Source organism: Agaribacterium sp. ZY112 (assembly GCF_041346925.1).
GTDB lineage: Bacteria > Pseudomonadota > Gammaproteobacteria > Pseudomonadales > Cellvibrionaceae > Agaribacterium.
Window position 1 is genome coordinate 3,171,895 of record NZ_CP166840.1, and the last position, 22,665, is coordinate 3,194,559.

Annotated in this window: 19 protein-coding genes; 5 read left to right on the forward strand and 14 right to left on the reverse strand. The window is 44.0% G+C overall.

Translation table 11 applies throughout. The features are described 5' to 3' along the window. The first annotated feature begins 6 nt into the window (after positions 1-6). From AB1S55_RS13740 to AB1S55_RS13755, 4 genes are all read left to right on the forward strand, one after another. Positions 7-3,381, forward strand: a complete 3,375-nt coding sequence (locus AB1S55_RS13740; protein ID WP_370978751.1) for a DUF2126 domain-containing protein — start codon at positions 7-9, stop codon at positions 3,379-3,381. Positions 3,382-3,488: 107 nt separating this feature from the next. Continuing rightward, positions 3,489-6,014 carry a circularly permuted type 2 ATP-grasp protein gene (locus tag AB1S55_RS13745; RefSeq protein WP_370978752.1) on the forward strand — a complete coding sequence of 842 codons (2,526 nt, stop codon included), beginning with the start codon at positions 3,489-3,491 and terminating at the stop codon, positions 6,012-6,014. 12 nt (positions 6,015-6,026) lie between these two features. Next, positions 6,027-6,950: a transglutaminase N-terminal domain-containing protein gene (locus AB1S55_RS13750; protein ID WP_370978753.1), complete on the forward strand. Its 924-nt coding sequence runs from the start codon at positions 6,027-6,029 to the stop codon at positions 6,948-6,950. Positions 6,951-7,072: 122 nt separating this feature from the next. Further along, entirely contained in the window at positions 7,073-11,323 is a 4,251-nt protein-coding gene (locus tag AB1S55_RS13755; RefSeq protein ID WP_370978754.1) for a DEAD/DEAH box helicase, read from the forward strand. A gap of 120 nt (positions 11,324-11,443) precedes the next feature. Here AB1S55_RS13755 and AB1S55_RS13760 read toward each other — a convergent pair whose 3' ends face one another. Together AB1S55_RS13760 and AB1S55_RS13765 are read right to left on the reverse strand one after the other, a co-directional pair. Further along, entirely contained in the window at positions 11,444-11,917 is a 474-nt protein-coding gene (locus AB1S55_RS13760) for an N-acetyltransferase family protein (protein ID WP_370978755.1), read from the reverse strand. A 98-nt stretch (positions 11,918-12,015) separates the two neighbouring features. Further along, complete coding sequence (locus AB1S55_RS13765) at positions 12,016-12,918, reverse strand: LysR family transcriptional regulator (protein ID WP_370978756.1); 903 nt, start codon at positions 12,916-12,918, stop codon at positions 12,016-12,018. Between the two features lie 87 nt (positions 12,919-13,005). Here AB1S55_RS13765 and AB1S55_RS13770 point away from each other — a divergent pair, with 87 nt between their 5' ends. Beyond that, positions 13,006-13,575, forward strand: coding sequence for a carboxymuconolactone decarboxylase family protein (locus tag AB1S55_RS13770; RefSeq protein WP_370978757.1), 570 nt, complete (start codon positions 13,006-13,008; stop codon positions 13,573-13,575). A 285-nt stretch (positions 13,576-13,860) separates the two neighbouring features. Here the strand turns inward: AB1S55_RS13770 and AB1S55_RS13775 are convergent, their stop codons facing one another. The 12 genes from AB1S55_RS13775 to AB1S55_RS13830 form a co-directional block, all read right to left on the reverse strand. Beyond that, complete coding sequence (locus AB1S55_RS13775; protein WP_370978758.1) at positions 13,861-14,085, reverse strand: hypothetical protein; 225 nt, start codon at positions 14,083-14,085, stop codon at positions 13,861-13,863. A 159-nt stretch (positions 14,086-14,244) separates the two neighbouring features. Further along, entirely contained in the window at positions 14,245-14,556 is a 312-nt protein-coding gene (locus tag AB1S55_RS13780) for a hypothetical protein (protein WP_370978759.1), read from the reverse strand. Next, positions 14,553-15,032 (reverse strand): hypothetical protein, encoded by a 480-nt coding sequence (locus AB1S55_RS13785; protein ID WP_370978760.1) that lies wholly within the window; start codon positions 15,030-15,032, stop codon positions 14,553-14,555. The genes AB1S55_RS13780 and AB1S55_RS13785 overlap by 4 nt, the downstream gene beginning before the upstream one ends. Positions 15,033-15,266: 234 nt before the next feature. Beyond that, a complete protein-coding gene (locus AB1S55_RS13790) occupies positions 15,267-16,118 on the reverse strand; it encodes an IS3 family transposase (RefSeq protein ID WP_370981600.1) in 852 nt (283 codons plus the stop codon). Then, a complete protein-coding gene (locus AB1S55_RS13795) occupies positions 16,118-16,477 on the reverse strand; it encodes a transposase (protein WP_370978421.1) in 360 nt (119 codons plus the stop codon). The genes AB1S55_RS13790 and AB1S55_RS13795 overlap by 1 nt, the downstream gene beginning before the upstream one ends. A gap of 133 nt (positions 16,478-16,610) precedes the next feature. Next, the gene (locus AB1S55_RS13800; protein ID WP_370978761.1) at positions 16,611-17,063 is read right to left on the reverse strand and encodes a hypothetical protein; all 453 of its coding nucleotides are present in this window, start codon (positions 17,061-17,063) and stop codon (positions 16,611-16,613) included. A 110-nt stretch (positions 17,064-17,173) separates the two neighbouring features. Next, positions 17,174-17,722 carry a hypothetical protein gene (locus AB1S55_RS13805; protein WP_370978762.1) on the reverse strand — a complete coding sequence of 183 codons (549 nt, stop codon included), beginning with the start codon at positions 17,720-17,722 and terminating at the stop codon, positions 17,174-17,176. 107 nt (positions 17,723-17,829) lie between these two features. Next, the gene (locus tag AB1S55_RS13810) at positions 17,830-18,906 is read right to left on the reverse strand and encodes a hypothetical protein (protein ID WP_370978763.1); all 1,077 of its coding nucleotides are present in this window, start codon (positions 18,904-18,906) and stop codon (positions 17,830-17,832) included. 127 nt (positions 18,907-19,033) lie between these two features. Continuing rightward, complete coding sequence (locus tag AB1S55_RS13815; RefSeq protein WP_370978764.1) at positions 19,034-19,450, reverse strand: hypothetical protein; 417 nt, start codon at positions 19,448-19,450, stop codon at positions 19,034-19,036. A 135-nt stretch (positions 19,451-19,585) separates the two neighbouring features. Then, entirely contained in the window at positions 19,586-19,873 is a 288-nt protein-coding gene (locus AB1S55_RS13820) for a hypothetical protein (protein ID WP_370978765.1), read from the reverse strand. A 211-nt stretch (positions 19,874-20,084) separates the two neighbouring features. Further along, on the reverse strand, positions 20,085-20,402 hold the full coding sequence (locus AB1S55_RS13825; protein WP_370978766.1) for a hypothetical protein: 318 nt from the start codon (positions 20,400-20,402) through the stop codon (positions 20,085-20,087). Between the two features lie 207 nt (positions 20,403-20,609). Next, complete coding sequence (locus AB1S55_RS13830; protein ID WP_370978767.1) at positions 20,610-22,457, reverse strand: carbohydrate-binding protein; 1,848 nt, start codon at positions 22,455-22,457, stop codon at positions 20,610-20,612. Positions 22,458-22,665: the final 208 nt, after the last annotated feature.

The window sequence follows — 22,665 nt, forward strand, 5'->3', positions numbered from 1 at the left end:
CTTTTCATGACCATTCGCGTAGCACTTAATCATAATACTTATTACAACTTTGATCGCGCAGTTGAATTAAGTAAACACGTTGTACGCCTGCGCCCCGCCCCACACTGCAGGACGCCCATTCACAGTTACAGCCTGAAAATAAAACCTGAAAATCATTTTATTAACTGGCAACAAGATGCATTTGGTAACTTTTTAGCCTCCATTGTTTTTCCGGAAAAATCCGATCATCTATCTATAGAAGTTGAAGTCTTAGCGGATATGATCGTCATCAATCCTTTTGACTTTTTCCTCGAAGAATACGCCGAGCACTTTCCCTTTAAATACCCAAGTGCACTAAAAAAAGAACTACAGCCCTACCTAGAAACCATTGCCTGTGGCAAACCATTTATCAACTACACTAAGGCCGCACTAAGGGCTGCACTGCCAACAAGAAAAGTGCGCACAATTGACTTTCTCGTTTCTATCAATCAGTGCTTACAAAAAGATATAGATTATTGCATTCGTCTAGAACCTGGCGTACAAACTCCACAAGTCACGCTAAAAAAAAGAACGGGCTCTTGCAGGGACAGCGCTTGGCTGATGGTACAAATACTGCGTCACCTAGGTATTGCTGCACGCTTTGCTTCAGGCTATCTAGTACAACTTACGGCAGATGAAAAAGCCCTTGACGGCCCGTCAGGAACAGAAAAAGACTTCACCGATTTACACGCTTGGTGTGAAGTATTTTTACCGGGTGCTGGTTGGGTTGGGCTCGATCCTACTTCGGGTTTATTTGCCGGTGAAGGCCATATCCCTTTAGCTTGTACTCCATCACCAAGCTCTGCAGCTCCTATTGAAGGAGCAACAGACGAATGTGAGGTCGAGTTTAATTACAGCAACGACGTCAGCCGCTTTCATGAAGACCCTCGAGTCACCAAACCTTATTCCGAAGCAGCTTGGCAACAAGTATTAAAGCTCGGCTCTGATATCGATCAGCAATTAGAAACAATGGATGTGCGCTTAACCATGGGGGGGGAGCCAACCTTTGTATCCATCGATGATATGGAATCGGCGCAATGGAATACCGATGCCCTCGGTGACGATAAACTCAGCCTAGCTAAGGGCCTACTTTTAAAACTGCGCGATCAATTTGCAGCAAATGGTCTGCTTCATTATGGCCAGGGTAAATGGTATCCGGGCGAAGAAGTGCCGCGCTGGGCCCTAGGTCTATTTTGGCTCAAAGACGGCCAGCCACTTTGGCAAAACGCCGAGCTACTAGCCCGTATTGATAAAGATTACGGGGCAGACATTAACAAAGCACAAAGCTTTGCTAGTGAATTATGCCGCATACTCAAGCTAGAAGCGTCGTCCGCTCAGCCCGCCTACGAAGATGCCCTGCATTATTTAATGCAGGAATTACAACTCCCCCAAAATATCGATTCAGAGATTGCCAATGCCAAATCCAGCCTTGATAGGCAGCGCCTAGCTGCCGTACTTGCTCAAGGTTTAGATCAGGCGAGTGGTTTTGTTATTCCTCTTGAGCGAGCTCTGGATGAAAAAAGCTGGTGCAGCAACCATTGGTCTACTCGCCGTGAAAAGCTTACCTTGATTCCAGGCGACTCCCCCATGGGCTTACGCTTACCACTAGGCGAACTGTCCAGTCATAAGGATGACCCCAAGGTCCTGCCCGAAGCCGACCCTTTTGCTGTTCAACAAGCATTACCACAAGAGCCTATACACACGGCAAACACGGCCAGTCAAACGCATAGAGAACAAGCGCCAAAACCCGCAAGTGGGCGCGAACTCATTACCACCGCTCTGTGTGTTCAGCCCCGCGATGGTAAATTGCATGTGTTTTTACCGCCGCTTGAACAACTAACCGATTACCTTGCACTAATACAAGCGATTGAATCCGTTGCTAAAACCTTGTCCTGCCCTGTGGTTCTTGAAGGCTATACACCACCTAAAGATGCCCGCTTGACGCAATTACTAGTGACACCCGACCCCGGCGTGATTGAAGTTAACGTGCATCCAGCGAGTAACTGGGATGAATTAGTCAGTACCACCACTGAGCTCTACCATGCAGCACGTGAAAGTCGCTTATGCGCTGAGAAATTTATGCTTGATGGCCGCCATACGGGTACCGGTGGCGGTAACCATATGACCCTTGGCGGTAAAACACCCGCCGACAGCCCCTTTCTACGACGCCCCGATTTATTGCGCAGCTTAATCACTTTCTGGCAGCACCACCCAAGTTTAAGTTATCTTTTTTCAGGCACCTTTATTGGCCCCACTAGCCAAGCACCACGAATGGATGAAGGCCGTGATGAGATGCTTTATGAGCTCGAAATCGCGTTTCAACAACTACCAGATGGGGAAAGCCAGCAGCCTTGGCTAATTGACCGCATCTTGCGCAACCTATTAATTGACATTACCGGTAACACCCATAGGGCCGAGTTCTGCATCGACAAACTGTATGCACCTGGTACGACCAGTGGGCGTCAAGGTCTACTTGAGTTTCGTGGTTTTGAAATGCCACCGCACCCACAAATGAGCTTAGTGCAAGCTTTATTGATTCGAGCTTTAGTGAGCCTGTTTTGGCAAAAACCTTATAAGCATAATTTGGTTCGTTGGGGCACGGCTTTGCACGACAAATTTATGCTACCCCACTTTATTTGGCGAGATGTATTAGATGTGGTCGAGCAATTGCAACAGCACGGCATTCAATTCGATCCCGAATGGTTGCGCCCTTTTGAAGAGTTTCGCTTTCCTCACTATGGCCGTGTCAAACTTGACGATATCGACATCGAATTGCGTTGGGCCATCGAGCCTTGGCACGTGCTCGGCGAAGAAGTTGGTAGTTTTGGCACTGCCCGTTATGTGGATTCGTCCGTCGAGCGCTTGCAAGTTCGCCTAACAGGGCTAACCCCCGAGCGTTATGTATTAGCGTGTAACGGGCGCCGAGTCCCACTACATGCGACAGGGCGTGGTGATGAATTTATCGCCGGTATTCGCTATCGAGCTTGGGCCCCTCCTTCGGCCTTACACCCAACTATTGGCACCCATGTACCACTGGTCTTTGACTTAATAGACACGTGGAATGGACGCTCCGTTGGCGGCTGTACCTACCATGTCTCTCACCCAGGCGGCCTCAGTTACGAAACTTACCCCATTAACGCCTTTGAAGCTGAGTCACGACGCGTTAATCGTTTTTCACGTGAAGAGCATAGCCAAGGCCCTTATCAGCCTCAGCCTGCTTATATTCCTAAACCCAGCAACAAGGCGGAACGCCAACTCGAAGAATACGAAGGCATGAAAGGCCCACTTAGCCCACCCGCTGAAGAATCCAGCGGTGAATATCCATTCACCCTAGATCTTCGACGCGCAGCACGCTTTATTTAAAAGCCTGATAGACGCCGCTGAAAGCAACACTCAGCGGCAGCCTATGGCATACTGCGCAGCTATTTAACGTTCACTAAAATTTAGTACATACACTTTGGGAGACTGAATTGCAGACCCCGCTCTATTTGCCAACCCACGGCCTCCATGAAGAAGCCTTTAAAGCAGATGGCTCTGTTCAGCCCCACTGGCAATACCTTGTTAAAAGCCTAAGCCACTTGGGCACTGATGCCATTGCATCTAGGCAACGTAAAGCCGAGCGTATCCTGCGCGATGCGGGTGCCACTTACAATGTCTATAACATGAAAGGTGGCGCCAACCAAAGCTGGAAATTAGACATTGTACCAAGCATTATTTCCAGCGAAGAGTGGGGCCAAATTGAGATGGGCCTGTTGGAAAGAGCCGAACTGTTTAATCTTTTATTAAAAGATATCTATGGCCCCAAAGACCTGATTCGTACTGGCGTCATCCCACCCGAAGCACTTTTTCTACATCAGGGCTTTTTACGCCCCTGCCAAGGCACCTCGCTGCCTGGCGATCATCAGCTTATTTTTCATTCGACCGATATGGTGCGTAATGCCGATGGCGAAATCTGCGTATTTACTGACCGTACCCAAAACCCAAGTGGTGCCGGTTACGCGTTAGAAAATCGAACCGTTATGTCCCGTGTGCTGCCAAGTTTATATAGAGACAGCCATGTACACCGCTTGGCTTTGTATTTCCAAAAGCTTCGCGGTCAACTTTTTTCCCTATGTACAAACCAAGATAACCCACGTGTTGTTATCCTCACCCCGGGACCTCTTAACGAAGCGTATTTTGAACACGCCTATTTAGCCAACTACCTAGGCCTACACTTAGTTCAAAGCGGCGATTTAACGGTTCGAGATGGCTATGTTTGGATGAAGTCTCTCGATGGCCTTAGTCGAGTGGATGTGATTTACCGCCGAGTGGACGATAGCTTTTGTGACCCCGTCGAACTGCGCGGCGACTCTACTCTTGGTGTGCCGAACTTACTTGAAGTGGCTCGTTCAGGCCGTGTCATCATTGCCAACCCGCTGGGTTCTGGAGTACTCGAAAACCCTATTTTCTTAAAATACCTGCCTGCTATTAGCCAAGCCTTACTTGGCCGCGAACTCAGACTAAAAACCGTCGAAACCCGCTGGCTAGCCGAACCGAATGATTTAGCTAGAGTACGCGAAGACATCGACAACTGGGTGATCAAACCCATTTATCGTGGAGGCCTTGCAAACAGTGTGGCCACTAAGGGCCAAGATGAAAACAACAAAGCGAAATTGCTTAAACAGGTATTAGAGCGGCCCGAACACTATGTCGCCCAACCGCTGATGATTCCCTCCCATGTACCCGCATTGGTCAATAACAAACTGCAAGCTCGCCCCGCTATATTACGCACCTTCTCACTTGCCAGTGACAATGCTTATATATGCATGCCAGGTGCATTAACTCGGGTTGGCACACAAGAGCAAGCCATCATTATTAGCAATCAGCAAGGGGCTTATAGCAAAGATACTTGGGTGGTAGCTAGCGAACCACAGCGTATTGTCAGTAACCTGCTAAATGCTCAAACTCAAGATGCCCTCGACGAAGCTAACCAAATTAGCCTGCCAAGCCGAGTGGTTGAAAACTTATTTTGGTTTGGTCGCTATTCAGAGCGTGCTGAATCTTTATTGCGCATATTACGCACTATTTTTGTTCTGTTTAATAATGAAGAAGTGATTCCCATCGCCTGCCGCGAGCGCCTACTTTGGGCCCTATCTGAAGTATCAAGCATGTTCCCAGGCTTTAAAGATGCCGATGCCAACCTGCTAGAAAACCCCGAACAAGAGCTGATAGAAATGATTGCCGATGGTAATCGTTCCGGCAGCGTGCGCGCCAATTTAAACGCGTTGTTCTACTGCGCCAACGAATCTAAAGAGTTACTTTCAACCGATATGTTGAGAGTGATTAACGACATTGCAGACACCATGAGCTCGCTCGACGATATGCTTGAGCAAGTACGCGACAACGACATGCCACTGTCTTCGCCTGAAGAAGCTATGGGGCCACTTGTCACGGCACTAATGGCACTCGCCGGTTTTGCCCAAGAAAGCATGATCCGTGGTGAAGGCTGGCGTTTTATGGAGCTTGGTAAACGTATAGAACGAAGCTACCAGACCAGCGTATTGGTTGAACAACTACTCAGCCAAGAGCTCGAAGGAGGCGAAGAAAGCATCTTAGTGCAGGCACTCTTATTAAGTGTCGAAAACCTCATCAGTTACCGACGCCGCTACCGTAATCGCATGGCGATTCCGGCCTGTCTCAACCTTGTATTGTTAGACACCAACAATCCGCGCTCACTGTTATTTCAGCTGCAAGCTATTAATGAACAAATCGCTACGTTACCAGGCCAACGCAAACCGCGTAATGAATTACCTCTAGAGGCGCGAACAGCACTTCGTGCACAAACCCAGACACAGTTATTACAGTTAGTCGAAATCAGTAAGAGTACTGATGGCCAGCGCGCAGCCTTAAGCGTATTTTGCCAAGATATCGCAAACTCAATGGATGAAGTGAGCACACAAATATCAGCAAAATATTTCGATCACAAAAAGACATCGCAACAGTTAGTTCGCAATTAATGGAGACGACTTGTGCGTTATAAAATCACCCATACGACCAGCTATCAATACAGCGCGCCTGTGTCCAACTGCTATAACTTGGCCCATATCATTCCGCGCACCAGCAATCGGCAAGCATGCATCAGCAGCCAAGTAGACATACTTCCCATCGCGCAAAGTCAATCGATTCGCGAAGATTACTTTGGTAATAAAGCCCTGCATTTCGAAATTCAAAACGATCATAACGAACTCTCTCTCACCGCGACCAGCATCGTTGAAACACAAAAACAAACCCTGCTCAAGCCCATCGAGCAGAGCCCCAGCGTAAGCGAATCGCAAGCGTTAATTAACAGTAACCGCGATCCTTATACCCTCTTAGCACGAGAGTTTTTACTTGATTCTCCGATGATCGGATCAATCACGGCAATTAATGAATTTAGCCATATTTTATTCTCAGCAGATAAGCCACTGTTACTTGCTGTGTTAGAGCTTACCCAAAAGATCTATAAAGAATTTACTTACTGCCCTGAAGCCACCACGCTGGCTACGCCTTTGTCTGAGGTTCTGCAACTTAAAAAAGGCGTTTGCCAAGATTTCGCCCACCTGCAAATTGCCTGCTTGCGATCTTTAGGCATCCCGGCGAAATATATTTCTGGTTATATCGAAACACTGCCTCTACCGGGCCAAGAGAAACTGGTAGGCACTGATGCGACTCATGCTTGGTTATCGGTTTTTTGCCCAGGTTTTGGTTGGGTAGAATTTGACCCGACCAATAATTGCTTAGTGGGTGATCAGCATATCATTACCGCATGGGGGCGAGACTATAGCGATGTGACGCCACTGCGTGGCGTCATTTATGGCGGTGGCGACGACCCAATTATGAGCGTCTCTGTCGATGTGTCACGCTGTGATCCCCCCATGCAAAGCAGCCAGCAACAAATACAAAACCAACAATAAAGGCTCTTTTCTTACGATTCAAACCTATCGGCTTTTCAACCTATGGCCATAGGTTTAGCTTGGCATATGGGGTAAGCTTCAACGTAATACTCAACCTCTAAATTCAAATGACTCACTAACTAATGCCCCCTTCTTGTAAAACAGAACACGCCATTGAAACACTTTATCAAGCTTATCTCAGGCTTGACGAATACGAGCAGTGGCTACTCAAGCTGCTCGCGGTGATCTACCACCCTATCGGCTTAAGCAAGCTTGGCAAAGTGCTGACAAGCCTTGGTAGAGAAATACAGCTACCATCGGGTAAACGAATAAAAGCGTTGAGCAGCACCAACAAAAATGAATTAGTTGAAAAAGGCTTTCTAGAACACAATAAATCAGGCTTACGCCTTCAGCCTCTGCTTTCAAACAAGCTAACCCAACTGTGTATAGAAGATAACAACTACCTGCGTTTTATCAAGCATATTGAAGCTGTGCTACCTATGCGTACTGCCTACGAATGGCAAAGACCAAAAGACGCAGAGCGCTGTTTTATTCGTGACATCTATTTCTGTGAAGGCCCAAGGCAGCTTGAGCAGATAATGGGCTTTGATAAGAACCCACAAATTATAGATCTAGAAAAAAACCAAGTGTTGGTCGAACTGTTTTTTTACCCCTTTAAACTCGACAACTTTCTAGCCCTACCAGAAGGCATTCAGTACCACAGCTTTGCAACTTGGTTTAGCTTAAATTGCCAGCAAGGCCACAGCAACGAGTATTTACAGGCATTACTCGAGCAAGTGTGCCCCCTCTGCCCCAATAACAGTAATTTACAGTTTCTGCTCGCCGAGCTGTACTTATTTGCCCTTCGTTTTGACGATGCCCAGCAAGTTATTAACAAGCATGATAAATCGTGCTACAGCTTACAACTACAAGCTTCAGCCCAATTATTACAAGGTGAGTTTAAAGTATCTGAATCCTTATTCAAGCAAGCTCTAACAGCAAAAAACAAATTTTCACGTAGGAAAAGGCAATTTATTGGTGGGCGTCTAGGTCTATTTTATAAACTGTGTTTATTTGTTTTAGCTTCTGATTCTAGCCACTACTACACAGAACTTGACGAACAAATTGATGCAGAACTTCGCAGCAAAAATACCGAACCGAAGTTTCGTCAGATACTTGACCGCTTGCAATACCTTTATTTGACGCTAGCTGATGGACAAAACTACAGCTACTCTAATGACTTGGCCGATGAACTCCTAGATGAAACCCCTTACTTCTTCAAATTAAAAACTCTGATTCACGGCCTCGGTTTAACGTGGACAGGCTCAAAGCCAAACACAGCATTAAAGAAACAGTTTAAACAAAGCATAGCGTTTTTCTCAGGCACCGGCCTTATTGTATTTTCCGAGCTGGCTGAGCAGCTCCTCGACGCTCATAAAAAGACTAAAAACAGTCGATCCAGTGAGCCCAATGCTTCAAAGAGCATAAACGTAACTTCTAGCATGGCTTATTTCCCTAGTTTAGTAACCGTCAAGGAAGAATGGGACCTAGCTCTTGAAAAACTCATTGCACTTAAAGCCCAAGGCCCAAATAAAGCAAAGCCAATACAAGAAAACACAAAAGCAAGCAGGCTTATATGGGAAATGTGGCCGGAGTATGGTGATGTACACTTCAAGGCTCGCGAGCAAAAACAAACTAAAACGGGCTGGAGTAAAGGCCGGCCGGTGGCCTTAAAGCGCCTAGCTAAAGAGCATGAATCCATTGGTTTTTTGTCTGAGACAGACAAAGCTATGTGTGCTGCAATTACCATACAACAGAGCTGGGATTATTATCGCTCATTAGATTATCAGCTAAGTGGTATTGAGGCGCTAATCGCAGCTAAAGATCTCGATAATTTATATTTAGAGCATAATTTAGAGCAATGCATCGAACTTATTCAACAAGAACCAGAGCTGCTTATTAGTGAACAAAAAGACGTACTTTTATTAAGTATTTCCGACCTGCCCCCATATTTTCAGGACGAAGAAAACTTCAGCCTGAGGCAGCTATCCGATAGTCGCTATAGCTTTATCATATTCAACGAATCACACATTAAAGTAGCTGATATTATTGGCGAAGGCGGTTTAGTTATTCCTAAATCCGCCAAAGCTAAGGTTCTCGAAAGTGTTTCTGCTATTGCACCACTGCTAAATATTCAATCTGATCTCAGTGAACTCGATACAGGGTTAGAAAGCATAAACAGCATCGATCAACTGGTCATTAATATTCAACCTACTGGACAAGGCTTGCAATTTACTTGCATGATCATGCCCTTTGGCGACGAAGGCCCTGCTTACAAACCTATGACAGGTAACACCAAACTCACGGCTGAAGTTAATGGAAAACGTGTCGCTACCGAACGAGATTTACTTAAAGAACAAGTATTACTAGATCTTCTCGATGAACATTGCCCCGCATTTTTATCCATGCACGACAATGTATTAAGTGTGGATGATACTCAAACGTCACTTGAAGTCCTAGAGCAATTAGAAACACTAATCACAAGTGATAAACCGCCACTAGCACTGAGTTTACGCTGGCCCAAAGGCAAAAAATTAACGCTGGGAAAAAGCCTTCGATCAGAACATTTAAGCTTAGCCGTACACAAAAAAAACGAGTGGTTTGAGTTGTCGGGAGAACTCACTGTTGATGAAGGCGAAGTTATTAATCTTCGCAGTTTACTTGAACTTGTCAGCAGCTCTGGTGGACGCTTTATAGAACTAGACCAAGGAAAAATATTAAACCTGTCTAATGACCTTAGGCAACGCTTAGATAACATTAATCAAGTCTGCGATAAAGGTAAATTTCACCCACTGGCCAGTGTGCACGTTGCCGAAGCAAGCAGTGGCATGCGAATGAAAACAAATCACGCGTGGGAAGACCAAGCGCAGCTCATGCACGAGGCCAATAAAATAACACCCACCGTACCCCCTACCCTGCAAGCGGAACTACGTGATTATCAGCTACAAGGTTTTGACTGGATGTCTCGTTTGGCGCATTGGAAAGCGGGCGCCTGCTTAGCTGATGATATGGGCCTAGGTAAAACCTTGCAGGCCTTAGCGCTGCTTTTATCCCGCGCTGCCGACGGCCCAGGTTTGGTTATCGCTCCTACATCGGTGTGTTTAAATTGGCAACAAGAAGCCACCAAATTTGCGCCTACCTTAAACATACGTCACTTTGCCGATTACAGCACAAGCGAACAACGGCAGCAGCTATTAACAGAGTTGGCTGCTTTTGACTGCGTGGTTATCAGTTATGGTTTATTGCAACGAGAGAGCAAGCTACTAAGCCAAGTAGAATGGCACACTATTGTTGCCGATGAAGCTCAAGCACTTAAAAACCCACTCGCTAAACGCAGCCAGGCTGCATTCGCTTTAAGGGGCAGGTTTAAAATTATCACCACAGGTACACCAATAGAAAATAATTTAACGGAGTTGTGGAGCCTATTTCGCTTTATTACACCAGGCCTACTTGGCAGCCTTAAAGGTTTTGGCACACGCTATGCCCAACCAATCGAAAACGCAAAAGAAAATAAACATGCAGCGCGCTTAGCAAACTTAGCTTTAAAAGCATTGATTCAGCCTTTTATCTTGCGCCGTCTAAAAACTCAAGTGCTCACAGAGTTACCCCCGCGCACTGAAATTAATATGCCCATAGAGCTCAGTGATACAGAGCAGGCATTTTATGAAGCACTTCGACAAAATGCAGTTGAGAACATCAGTAAATTAAGCACAAGCACCAACCAAGGTGAACAGCAGATTCAGATGCTTGCCGAGCTGGTTAAGTTACGCCAAGCATGTTGCCACCCCGCCCTCGTGGCGCCAGAGGTAAACTTACCAAGTTCAAAACTCACAGCCCTTATTTCACTACTAGATGAGTTACAGCAAAACCATCACAAAGCGCTGATCTTTAGTCAGTTTGTTGGCCACTTAGCGTTAATCAAAGAACAACTTGAACAGCGAGGCATTAGCTATCAATACTTAGACGGCTCAACCCCACAAAAAACCCGTCAAAACCGAGTTAACGCATTTCAACGCGGCGAAGGTGAGGTATTTTTAATCAGCTTAAAAGCCGGTGGCTCAGGCCTAAATTTAACTGCCGCAGACTACGTTATACACATGGATCCGTGGTGGAACCCAGCAGTAGAGGATCAAGCCTCAGATCGCGCCCATCGCATGGGCCAAAAACGTCCAGTAACCATCTACCGGCTTATTGCCAAAAACACCATCGAACAGCGTATTGTTGAGCTACACCAGCGCAAGCGAGATTTGGCCGACAAACTGCTTTCTGGTAATGAACAAGCCGCTAAATTATCGGTCGATGATGTACTAAATATACTGAAGGAGAGTTTTTAGTTAGAAATGTGACGATCGATGTAGCCTGTTTTGTCTCAGTTTAAAAAGATTGAGGGTCGTGTCCTTTCACCCCAAAAACCGGGCTGCCGGTTAGGTTCCCAGGTCAAGTTGAACTTTTAGTTATGCTCGTAGTAGTTGATCAATTGCATTTTCGTCTAATCTCGAGTGCCTGACTTCTTCGAATATGTGAGCACCGATTGATTCGTAGAACTGGCGACCACTAGAATTATCCCTTGCAACAATCCAATCGATACGCCCACAACCTTGCTCCTTTGCAATCCGGCAAAGCGCCTTGATAAGCGCTTTGCCAGCGCCAGATTGACGAGAGCCTGCGTAAACAAATAAGTCGTCTAGCCAGATTCCTGGCTTTGCGATGAAGGTTGAATAAATATCATAATAGGTGGCAATACCTATTACCTTGCCATTCGTTTCTACTACCAATGCTTTCGCTTTTGGGTTCTCCACAAAAAATGCATTTTTTATATCTTCCTCACCTGAACACAGCTGCTCTAAGCATCCGTCAAATTCTGCCTTATCACGAATTAGTGCCAGAATATCAGGGATATCTTTTTCAATTGCTATTCTTACTTTCATTACTCAGATCCCTTATTACGCATAACGACTAGCATAGTAGCTAGCCTTCCTCGAACCATTTGTTATGGATTAGTATAAAAATCAACATAAACACAATACTACACAGGCAAGTGACCTTGAACTAAACGTTTTTCTTTACCTAGTACTTCCTCTATAAAGTCCATTAATACCCGGACACGAGCTGTACGCCGTAAATCAGGGTGCGTCAGCAACCATAATTCAGTAGACAATTCTTCAACAGGAGGAAATATACGTTTGAGCCTATTATCCGAGTCACCAAGAAAACATGGAAGTGCAGTAATACCAATATTTTGAGTGGCCGCCTCATACAGCCCGAGTAGCGTGTTACAACGAAGTCCTATTACCGCTTTTGGATATTTCCTGCTTAGCCATTTAGTGATTGGTAATTGCTCTAGACTTTCATCGGGCATCAACCAAGTATGAGCCTCCACAGAATTATCGATTTGATGTGTAAGATACTCAATTGAACCATAAATAGTGGATGCCATAGTGCAAATACGACGACCCACAACTGTTTCCGGGGGAGTTTGAGTTGCCCGAATCGCAATATCTGCCTCTCTTCTGGTTAGATTCAGAAAATTATTTGAAATAATGAGTTCAAGTTGTATTTTCGGGTACAGCTGAGAAAAAACAGCTAGATGCGGCATTATTACTTTTACTAGCAATGCGTCAGGAACTGCGACACGCAAAGCGCCACTTAGTTGTAAATCACGGCCAATAATCTTACGCGATAGCCCTAGCACCTCGTTTTCTATGCGCTCCCCCGACATAAGCATTGCCTCACCAACATCAGTCATCACATAACCTGAAGCAAGTCGTTCAAATAATCGAACACCGAGCTTGTTCTCAATCGCGCTGATGCGGCGAAAAACCGTTGAATGATTGACTCCTAATGTGCGGGCAGCCCCAGACAGCGTGCCTTCACGGCAAACAGCCAACACAAATTGTAAGTCATTCCATTCCATGGGTTGTGCGTTCATGCAATATCCATTTTCTTTTACGCCTAATATTCATGCATATTAGCACAAGTTAAGATAGCTCACATTGAAACCAAAGGAGAAAAACTCATGTCATTTTTAAGTTATTCCAAAGATTTTCAGGGTATTGGTGATATATTTCTGCGAGACCCCGTACGATATCTCCCATTTGTTCAACTTCTCGATAGTGTAATGTCCAGAGAGTCAGAGCTATCGAAAACGCAAAAGGAAATGATGGCCCTCTATTCTTCTCGCCTAAATGGGTGTCACTACTGTGTGCGCTCACACTCCTCTGTCCTTACAAACCTAAAAACTGAAGATGAACTTGTACGCTCACTGGCAAACAATTCAACTGATCTCCTAGATGACAAATTACGTGCCGCGTTTAAATTTGCAAATAAGCTCACACTAAAACCCAAAACAATTAGCGAGATCGATATAGACGCTATGCGCTCAGCAGGTTGGTCAGATCAAGGAATAGAGGAAACGATCTGTGTCGTTTCTACTTTTGCTTTCCTGAATCGCATTATTGATGGGTTCGGGATTATGGGATCTGACGACCACATTCAACAAGTAGGAGCTTTAATTGCCCAAAAAGGATATCAACCACTGGTTAATATGATTCAGAAAAAAGCGAGCGATTCCTTAAAAGAGGCATAACACCACAATTACCGGTCGGAACGGAGTTGCTTATGATTCTTTGACAGCTTCTATAGAATCACTCAAGTCGACCAAGCAGCTGCAAGCCATTGCATCTAAGGATAAAAGATACCTAAAACGAAAGCAGCAGATTTGTTCTTCGTTTTCTTGGTCATAGTTAAACCTCATTAGGTGGGAATGAGGTGTCTACTTTTCGTGGGTAACTCGGACCTCTAACGCCCAAAGCAGCGGCGAGCGTTAGCGAGTCCAGCCCGCAGGGCGATGCTGACTTTGCTTGTTAGCACTTTACTGCTCATTTAGTTCGGCGCACTTGTTTAAAATGATTTTTTTGGCTTGCTCTTGGTCAGAGCCAACTTGAATATATTGGTCACCTTGGTTAATAGTGATGTTTATATTCATTTCTACGCCACTTTCTTTTGCCTTTTTCTTAGCACTAAATACAGAGTCGATTAGCTTGGTTATACAGTACGTGGAAACTCCGGTAATAACACCTACACCAATCGTGACCATTACATTCGTTATTTCTGGAGCTGAAAATCCTTCGCCCACACTCAGATATAGATCGTTATCTGAGAACTCCTGACCGTTGCCCTGTTTAAGTTCTTGGAAGAACTCCTTGCCAGGACCAACAACGAAGGACTGCTGTTCCAGTGCACAGCTTTGTTAGCATTATCCCATTTCTTCATCGGAAACTTTTTGCCAGATAGAATAGTAACCAGAGTCTTTCATCAATCTCGTGATTTCATAGCTTATATCTGGCAACATTTCAGTATTATCAGTGCTTCCTAATACTGCTACCTCATCTTCTTCATCCTGATGAATTTGTTCAACCATATCCCAAATGAATTTTGAGAAATTCTCGGCATTTTCTGGAGATAAAAGACCACTTTTAATAATATTTTCAATATCGTGACGATCTAAATGTTCCGCGTAATAGCTTATTAGATCGTTGACATGATCGTAGCGTAGAAATTTAATCATAAAACTGTACCGCCATCTTTCATCACAGACATTCTGAAAGCTACAAATTTTAGTTTTTCAACAAGTTGATCAACTGTCATGCGCTCTGCAACTGAAAGAAAGTAATGACCTGAGTTATCTTCATCTTTTGAAAAAGCCAAGCCTGAGGGGATATCAGCCTCAGATAGAACCCAGTATATATCTACAGGCTTCTTTTTCGACCGCTTCTTAAACATGCCATAGACAAATTTAAGATTTTCCCAAGAGGCAGAAAAAGACAAGCCCATCCTGGGGTTTGGTAAAACCCACTGCTCATCTGGGCTGAATTGATAGTCACATATTCGAACACCCTTTACAGTACGATATTTTCCTTCCTCCCTGTCTGGATAGATCGTCGGGTGTTTGCCCTGTATCGCTGGCCTAGCAAGATAAACCTCTATTTCAGAGATTAATTTCTGTACATCCGATAGGCATTTCAATTGTAATAAGTCAGCCATAATATTCCTTTAATCTGACGATAATCTTAACATGCTAACGCCGCGGTAATGGGCCGCAACGGAGTTGATTAATTTGTGCTATTAAAGCACAAATTAAGCGACGCAGTGGAGGTCCTAGCAGCTTTAGCTGCTGAACATTGACCGCCTTGTTAGTTTTAGTACCTGCTTACAAAAGCGTTGATCCAATCATAACCTTCTTGGCTTGTTGATCTGCTACCACTTTCGTGGACACATTTAAGCATAGAGTTTTTCATACTCTTGCGGTGAATGGTAGCCCAGTGACGAGTGAATTCGTTCTTTATTGTAGAAAGCGATGTACTCAGAAATTTGAGCCACTGCATCGATAATATTCTCGAACTCAACCTGATGAGCAAGCTCAGCTTTCATCGTGTGGAAGTAGGATTCAACTTCAGCATTATCCAACGGAGTTCCTTTTCTACTCATACTGCGATTAAACCCATTTGATTCGAGCATCTCCCTATACTCAAACGCGGCGTATTCAGAGCCTTGGTCTGAGTGGAATAGACAGCCCTTCTCAGGCTTATGTCTAGCGAGTGCATTTCTAAGCGCAGAAGAAGTTAAAGCTAAGCCACGACGAACTGAAAACGACGCACCAACAACCCGACGACTAAATAAATCAATAATTACCGCATGATAAAGGCTACCGGTCTTTGTTTTTATATAAGTGAAATCACCTGCCCACTGCTCACCGAATGAGCTCGCAGGATGAAGACCTGGACGCCGATTAGGTGTCGCCGCATAAAACTCATTAAGTCCCGGACTCCAGGTGTACAGACCTCTTGTTGAAGCCTTTATACCAAGCTCTTTCATCAATCGTGAAACTCGACGAATACTGCAGCTATAGCCGATCTTCTTGAGCGAATGGTATATACGCCTCGCCCCGTAACAACGCTTATACCCCTGATGAAGCTCTTTAATTGCACGCTTCAACTCTTCATCATAGAGGGCTTTATTTGAAGCAGGCCTATCGAGCCACGCATAAAACCCGCTTCTTGATACACCCATCAGATTACAGAGGCGGTTTATTTTGAATTTATGTAGGTTCTCCGCGATATATTGAAAGATTACTTTCGGTGCTTCTCGAAGAACCTTTCCGCCTTTTTTAGAATGTCGATATCCTCTTCGCGTTCTTTAAGCTGTTTCTCAAGTTTCTTAATGCGGGTTTGAGCTTTCTTTAATTCAGCTTCTTTCTTCTGAAGGTCGTTCTTGGTTGGGCCTACCGGCTTATTTGATTTTGTCACTGGAGCTTCTCGCCATCGTCCATCGTTAACTTCTTTTCGCCAACGATAAATCAACACAGGATGGATATCCAATGCCTCGGCAATATCGACTGCCTGGATGCTCTGATGGCTGGCCAACCTAACTAAGGCTGCCTTGAACTCTCTGGTGTACTGAATGTAGTTTCTTTTATGAGTTTTCCCCATAAATACCCCCTTTAGTGTCTAGTAAAATTACTGTCTACTAAAGTGGTAACAGATCAGGTGGTTGTTTTTATGCCAGCGTAGCGACCGGCATAAAAATCAAGCGCCGGAATAAATGTCGACCTGGCTATGCTTGTTAAGTTTTCCACACGTTTTCGTAATTACCAATACCCAAACGAAGGCAATCGTCCAGGTCACCTGGCTTACTCCCGCTATAGATCGATTGCACTATCATTGTTTGCGTAAACATACCGCCAAAGCTAAGTTCATATCCGTGACCATTCCAGGCAGTGCCGGTTTGCCTTGCTTGAACAATATTCCTACCAACGAAAATTTCGAATGGCGGATATTTACATATAATGTAGCCATCTTGACTAGTTATTTCAGGTAGCTCTTCAAGTTTATGAACGCCGAGGTATTCGCCACCAACTTCACCTTGCAACGAATATATACCTTTATCAGTTTCAAGATAAACCACGTTAAATTCTGGATCAATTACGTTGATAAGTACTGAAATTAAAGTTGTACCCTCTAGCTCACATAAGAGTTGACTAGATTCTTTGGTATATTGTTCGTAATCGTCGCTCATGAGCTGACCTGAAACTTAACGCTGCCATAACCGGGCGGAACGAAGTTGATTAATATGTGCTATTAAAGCACATATTAATCGACGCAGTGGAGCTCCGGTTGATGGCCTTGTTAACTTTTGGTAGCTGAAATTACCGCTGCACCTTTTACTGCGAGTTCTAAATAACGCTCGGCATCTGATTGTGTAACCGCGAAATCCGGCAGATGAGATGCTTTATTTCTGATTTGACGAAGCTCATTAATTAGATGGATGCTTTCAGGAGAAAATTTACCAGATGCCTCTAGGTGACTTAGAATCATCCTAGGATTCGTTCTCTGTATCGTGGCTCCCGCGACCAGCCCATGTTTCATTGCGGCGGTTTCGATTAATGTCCAAGCCTCCACAACCGCTGCTCTAGGGGATACTTCCGATATTCTAAGTAGTTGTTCAACCTGGGAATTTTCTGATTCCTCTATTTGGCTTTGAGCGGGAGACTCTATACTTTTGGCGTCACTCTCCGCTTTCTCTAAACTCTTTCCAAAACTAGCCTCAACACCTTTGTACTTGAAGCTAGACACCCGACCGAGTAGCGCTCTAACTTCAGCCCGAAAAATAAAGCTCATCCAGATAACAGCTACAGGCCAAGCTAAAGCTTTAATTATTTCAACTAGGTGATCCATAGTGCCTCGAAGAAGTTAATGCCTCACTAAGAGGCAAATAACAGTTGGTTAAAATAAGCGACGAAGGAGCAAAAACCAACTGTTATTTGTCCTGCTTGAGTGACTTGTTAGGTGCTAAATTCCTGAGCATAAATGACAACAGTATCATTGGAGTCTATAACAGATGCATCTTCATATAACTCTTGTAATTCATCAAAAGTTAGCTCTTTAGAGCCTATTTTGCCTCTGTTGAATAATTCTTCAAAAAGCTCTGTTGATAGTGAGACTTCTTTCATATTTTCATACTCTAGAAGTTCACCGCCTTTTTTCCCGATAGATTTGCATTCTTCAATTTTGCAAATAGGTAAATGTTCACCACTGGATATAAACTTTTGATCTGCATTTTGTAATTTGTCTGTTGGCCTCAAAAAGCCAGAGCAACAAGGAAACCGATAAGTATTATCAGACGCATTTTGTGAACAAATATTTTGAGAGCAGGTAAAGTTTTTCATTTTATCAATTTGCCCCATCATTCTTGAGTCTGATAGGTATAATTTTTTCTCGTCCCAAATTTTGTATTGAACCACCACAATACTTACTTTATCGGTAATCTTATTATGTCGTTCGTATATTATGTCTGCACCGGTGATATGCTCAGGCGTATCTGGATGTAATACTCGCAACCTTAAATTATTACCATCAGGAAGTTGAAAGTCTTTATGAGCGTGACCTTTAGATAATTCAGGCATATTACGTTCTACATTATATGCATCACGAAAAATCAATTGATTTTCAGAGTGAGGTTTAACTTCTAATTCTGTTTTAGCTTTTTGCAGTTGACCTAATTTTCTTTTTAATTGATCTGTGCGCTTTTTATCATCTTTATTAATTTTAGCTATCGAGATTAATGACTCATATTCTTCGATATCATTTAAAACAAGATCTAATGCTTTTATTTCGACGTTATTTTTTATTGATTGCAGTTCAGCTTTTTGGCGATATTCTTTTGTGGTGTCACTTTCTCGTTCCCTTTTCAGGACGCTCACTTCAGGGCCTAATAACTCTGGGTATAATGCTCCACCTAAATCAAGAGAGTTATCATATGTAGATTTTGTCATACTACCTTTAGAAGCAATTTTAACCATTCCACGTATTGCATTTAATGCAATCCATTCTTGATTCATTCTTTCTTCGATATTATTCATAACTATCCCTAGCACCTAACGCCGCAATAAAAGGCCGGAGTTGTGTTGGTTGTTTTGTGCTACTAAAGCACAAAACAAGCGACGCAACGGAGGTCCAGCCCGGTACGGGCGATTTTTGATTGCTTTGTTACAAGGCTTTTTCGACAATGGTATATAGCCCAATACCTTGTAAAGTAATTATAAATTTGTGGTTCGTATAAGAAAATGCATCTGTTGCTCTAAGCTCAAATGATTGGCATTTCCAGTCGCCGACACAGACCGGGCTACCAAATGAATAGTACTTTTCGTTTAACTCCTTTACCGAAGTTTCCGAAACCACTTTACTATCGACTACACCGTCTTCGTGATAGGTAAGCCATTGAATAAAAAGCTTGCTATATACGTGCTCTGAACCATAGGTCTTTGTTATAAATCTAATTTGGCCAGACTTATCTTTTTCTTCCCATTTCCCAAAAGTTACGACATTGCTTATATAAGGATCAAGATCGACACCGCTAATAGCCGATGGAGAAATAACACATAAAAGAAGTAGGATTATTCTCATTACTCTCTTGCCTTGTAACGCCGTTGTAACCCGCCGGAGCTGGGTTGATTGTTTTGTGGTAGCGTAGCGTGAAACCACAAAACGAGCAACGCAGCGGAGGTCGAGCCAGCTTGCTGGCGGTGGTTGACAACCTTGTTAGCATTCGGGATCATTTTTGTCCTCACGACTCCATAAAAGTACGTATACTGCAAATACTCCAAATATGGCACCAGCAATGAGGCTGGGAAATATCCACATAATTTGAGCGCCAGCACAAACAAATATTATTGGAGACAAAATAACACGCCCGAGCTTATGCCGATGAAGGTAATCCATAGCCTTACCGATTGGATGAAAAATCGCTCCAAAGAAAAGCATTGATAAGTATAAAACTACTGGGAAGCACAGTAGAGCTATCAAAGTATATCCAGCAAGTTCTAACATACCTCCTCCATTTTTCGACTTACTTCTCTTCTCCTTAAACCGAATAGCTATAGGCTAGAAAACACTACTTTAAGTTCGTCAGGATAGAGCGCAAGTAGGGTGCTAACGCCAAGTTAAACGGCACAAATTGCTGTGGTATTGTGAGCGAAGCGAACCACAGTAATTTGTGTCCGGCGCAGGCGCTTGCGCCGGAGCGTATTTAAACGTTTTGTTAGCTCTTTCTAAACTCTTCATCGGTAATAACCAGTATATCATCTACGGATTCGCCGTTGAGATCAGTAAACAATGAGTAGTATCCAATAATCTCCCCCATGTGCTCAATATCGTACGTTGTTTCAATATATTCATATGATAAATCTGAATGTTTAAAACAAAACTTATGAGACTTAAAGTGGTAATTAAATTTATCAGATACTGTTTTATTAACACCAAATTCTTCGTGTTTGACCCAAGACTTTACACCACTTAATGCTCTAGCCTCTAAGCTAAACTCTTTTTCTACTGCGTTCAGTTTATGGGTAAATTCCACGATAATTCCTGAGAGCTAACAATATTATTCTCTGTAATAGTCACATCTAGACACACGTATAGATATAGACCTTTCTTCCTAGAACTATACCTAACTGTCTATATCTAGTCATGCCTCGATATTACGTCCAAGCCAAGAACAACAGGCAAAAAAAATCCCAGCATAAGCTGGGATTTTGATACTTCAAAAAGTACTTGCTAAATAAGCTTACTGCTGAGGAGTAAAGCTCATCTTATCGAAGAACCAGTGCCACTTAAGTGAAGAGCCAACAGCTTCTACACGAACGGTGTGTTGGCCTGCACTAATAGCTAAACCGCTTGCAATATCGTGCTCAGAGAACACATTAAGGTTATTGCCAGTAATCGCTGTTTCAGCTACTTCAACACCGTCGATATAAATTCTCGCGGCGCTATCAGCACTTTCTTTAGTAGAAGCAACAAAACTTAGGTCGTATACACCAGCTTCTGCAAAGTTAACTTCATAGTCAGCCCAACCACCGGTAAGGATGTGGTCAGCAAAAGTAGTGGTTCCCCAGAACGTACGAGTGGTGAAACCGTCTTGCGTACCGCCAGTATTGCTGAAGTCTTCACCTTCAACCATAACCAATTCACCGCCACCAGGAGCAGGTGATACTGAAGGGCTAGGCTCTACTGAAGGCTCAACCGATGGTTCTACAGAAGGCTCAGGCTGTGGCTCAAAATCACCTACTTTAACAAAGCGGATTTCATCACCATTCCACTGCCAAGTGGCACTACCTGTACTTTCTATACGTACAGTGTGTGAACCGGCGCCAATATTAACGGTGCCAGCTAAAGTGTGAGTCTCATAGCTTTCCCAAGCACCGGTATTGCTTAAGCTCGCAGAACCAACAAAAACACCATCAATGCTTATGTCTGCCCCCAGTGAACCTGAGGTTGGCGAAGCTGTATCAAGCTCAATGCGGTACTCACCTGCTTCAACTAGGTTTACATCGTAATCGGCCCAATCACCAACAGTGTTGTAGTTGATGTTATCGCCATTGATGTTAAAACCAAGTACGGTATCACCAGCAACTGCGGCGCCGTTTTTACCTGTTTCAATAAAGTGGGCAAACTCAACCGTCGTTGAATCAGGATTAGGGCTTACCTCAGGAGATGGCGCAACACTCGGTGTTGGGCTTGGAGAAGGCTCGGATCCACCAGCAACAGGCTTATAGAAACGAACCCAGTCGATGTTAAAGCTGTTTTTGTTTGGATCAGCTAATTCGGCATCGGTAGCAGCAACACCGTTATGTGAACGCCAATCTTGATCTTCCATATCGATAATCACGTGCATAGGCTTGTTAAGGCCTTGACCACCGGTATAGCCAAGAGGATCGATCATATCAACGCCAGAGGTTGTACGAACGTGCTCACCATCGATGTAGTAATGCAAAGTCCAAGGATCTTCCCAATAAGTACCATAGACATGGTAATCGTCACGCCAACTTGAGCCGTCGCCAGTTGGAATCCAGCTACCACTATCCTTCGGCTGATAATCTTGGAAAGGATTACGGATGAATACGTGATGGCTTACGTGCATACGCTGATCAAACCAAGTTTGGTCTGGGCGATCACTACCATATGCTTCCATCACGTCAATTTCTTGAGTTGAATCGGCACTTAACATCCAGAAGGCATTTGCTAATGTAGCATTACTGCCTTTTACACGAGCCTCCATGTAAATAGGATATTGAATGGTTTCAGGAGAATGAATAATACCTGTTTGCACCATATTGCTGGTGCCAGGCTTACGATTAGCTCGAAGTACAAGCTCACCGCCACTCACTGAGGAGTTTGGTGCGTAGAATTCAGTGTAACCAGGTCCGAGCCATGCATTAATAAAACCTTCACGCCAGCGGCTATAGAACTCGTTACTCTTACCTACAGCAGGCGCCTCATAGTTAAAATCATCCGATAAAGGATGCAGTTCCCACACTTTGCCGTTACCAGCATCTGCAGGTATTTCAATACCATCCCAGTCGGCCGCAAACGCACCGCTGGCTAACATGGCCAATAAAAGAGGTGATTTTTTCATAACTAAACCCTGAACATTATTTTTATTAATACCGACACGATCCATCGAATAAAACGCAAAAACAAACGTTTTCAAGCACGCTTAACGCGGGCTTTAGCATTTAGCCTCAAAGGCCAAAATCGCGCATAAGAATCAATCTATTAACAACCAAGCAAGTACGAGCTTGCTTAAGCTTTACATTAAGCAACTGCCTCACACGCCTTGTGAT

Coding starts and splice junctions, on each gene's coding strand:
- AB1S55_RS13740 (WP_370978751.1), top strand. CDS start 7: ATGACCATTCGCGTAGCACTTAATCATAATACTTATTACAACTTTGAT.
- AB1S55_RS13755 (WP_370978754.1), top strand. CDS start 7,073: ATGCCCCCTTCTTGTAAAACAGAACACGCCATTGAAACACTTTATCAA.
- AB1S55_RS13760 (WP_370978755.1), bottom strand. CDS start 11,917: ATGAAAGTAAGAATAGCAATTGAAAAAGATATCCCTGATATTCTGGCA.
- AB1S55_RS13765 (WP_370978756.1), bottom strand. CDS start 12,918: ATGAACGCACAACCCATGGAATGGAATGACTTACAATTTGTGTTGGCT.
- AB1S55_RS13770 (WP_370978757.1), top strand. CDS start 13,006: ATGTCATTTTTAAGTTATTCCAAAGATTTTCAGGGTATTGGTGATATA.
- AB1S55_RS13775 (WP_370978758.1), bottom strand. CDS start 14,085: ATGGTCACGATTGGTGTAGGTGTTATTACCGGAGTTTCCACGTACTGT.
- AB1S55_RS13780 (WP_370978759.1), bottom strand. CDS start 14,556: ATGATTAAATTTCTACGCTACGATCATGTCAACGATCTAATAAGCTAT.
- AB1S55_RS13785 (WP_370978760.1), bottom strand. CDS start 15,032: ATGGCTGACTTATTACAATTGAAATGCCTATCGGATGTACAGAAATTA.
- AB1S55_RS13795 (WP_370978421.1), bottom strand. CDS start 16,477: ATGGGGAAAACTCATAAAAGAAACTACATTCAGTACACCAGAGAGTTC.
- AB1S55_RS13800 (WP_370978761.1), bottom strand. CDS start 17,063: ATGAGCGACGATTACGAACAATATACCAAAGAATCTAGTCAACTCTTA.
- AB1S55_RS13805 (WP_370978762.1), bottom strand. CDS start 17,722: ATGGATCACCTAGTTGAAATAATTAAAGCTTTAGCTTGGCCTGTAGCT.
- AB1S55_RS13810 (WP_370978763.1), bottom strand. CDS start 18,906: ATGAATAATATCGAAGAAAGAATGAATCAAGAATGGATTGCATTAAAT.
- AB1S55_RS13815 (WP_370978764.1), bottom strand. CDS start 19,450: ATGAGAATAATCCTACTTCTTTTATGTGTTATTTCTCCATCGGCTATT.
- AB1S55_RS13820 (WP_370978765.1), bottom strand. CDS start 19,873: ATGTTAGAACTTGCTGGATATACTTTGATAGCTCTACTGTGCTTCCCA.
- AB1S55_RS13830 (WP_370978767.1), bottom strand. CDS start 22,457: ATGAAAAAATCACCTCTTTTATTGGCCATGTTAGCCAGCGGTGCGTTT.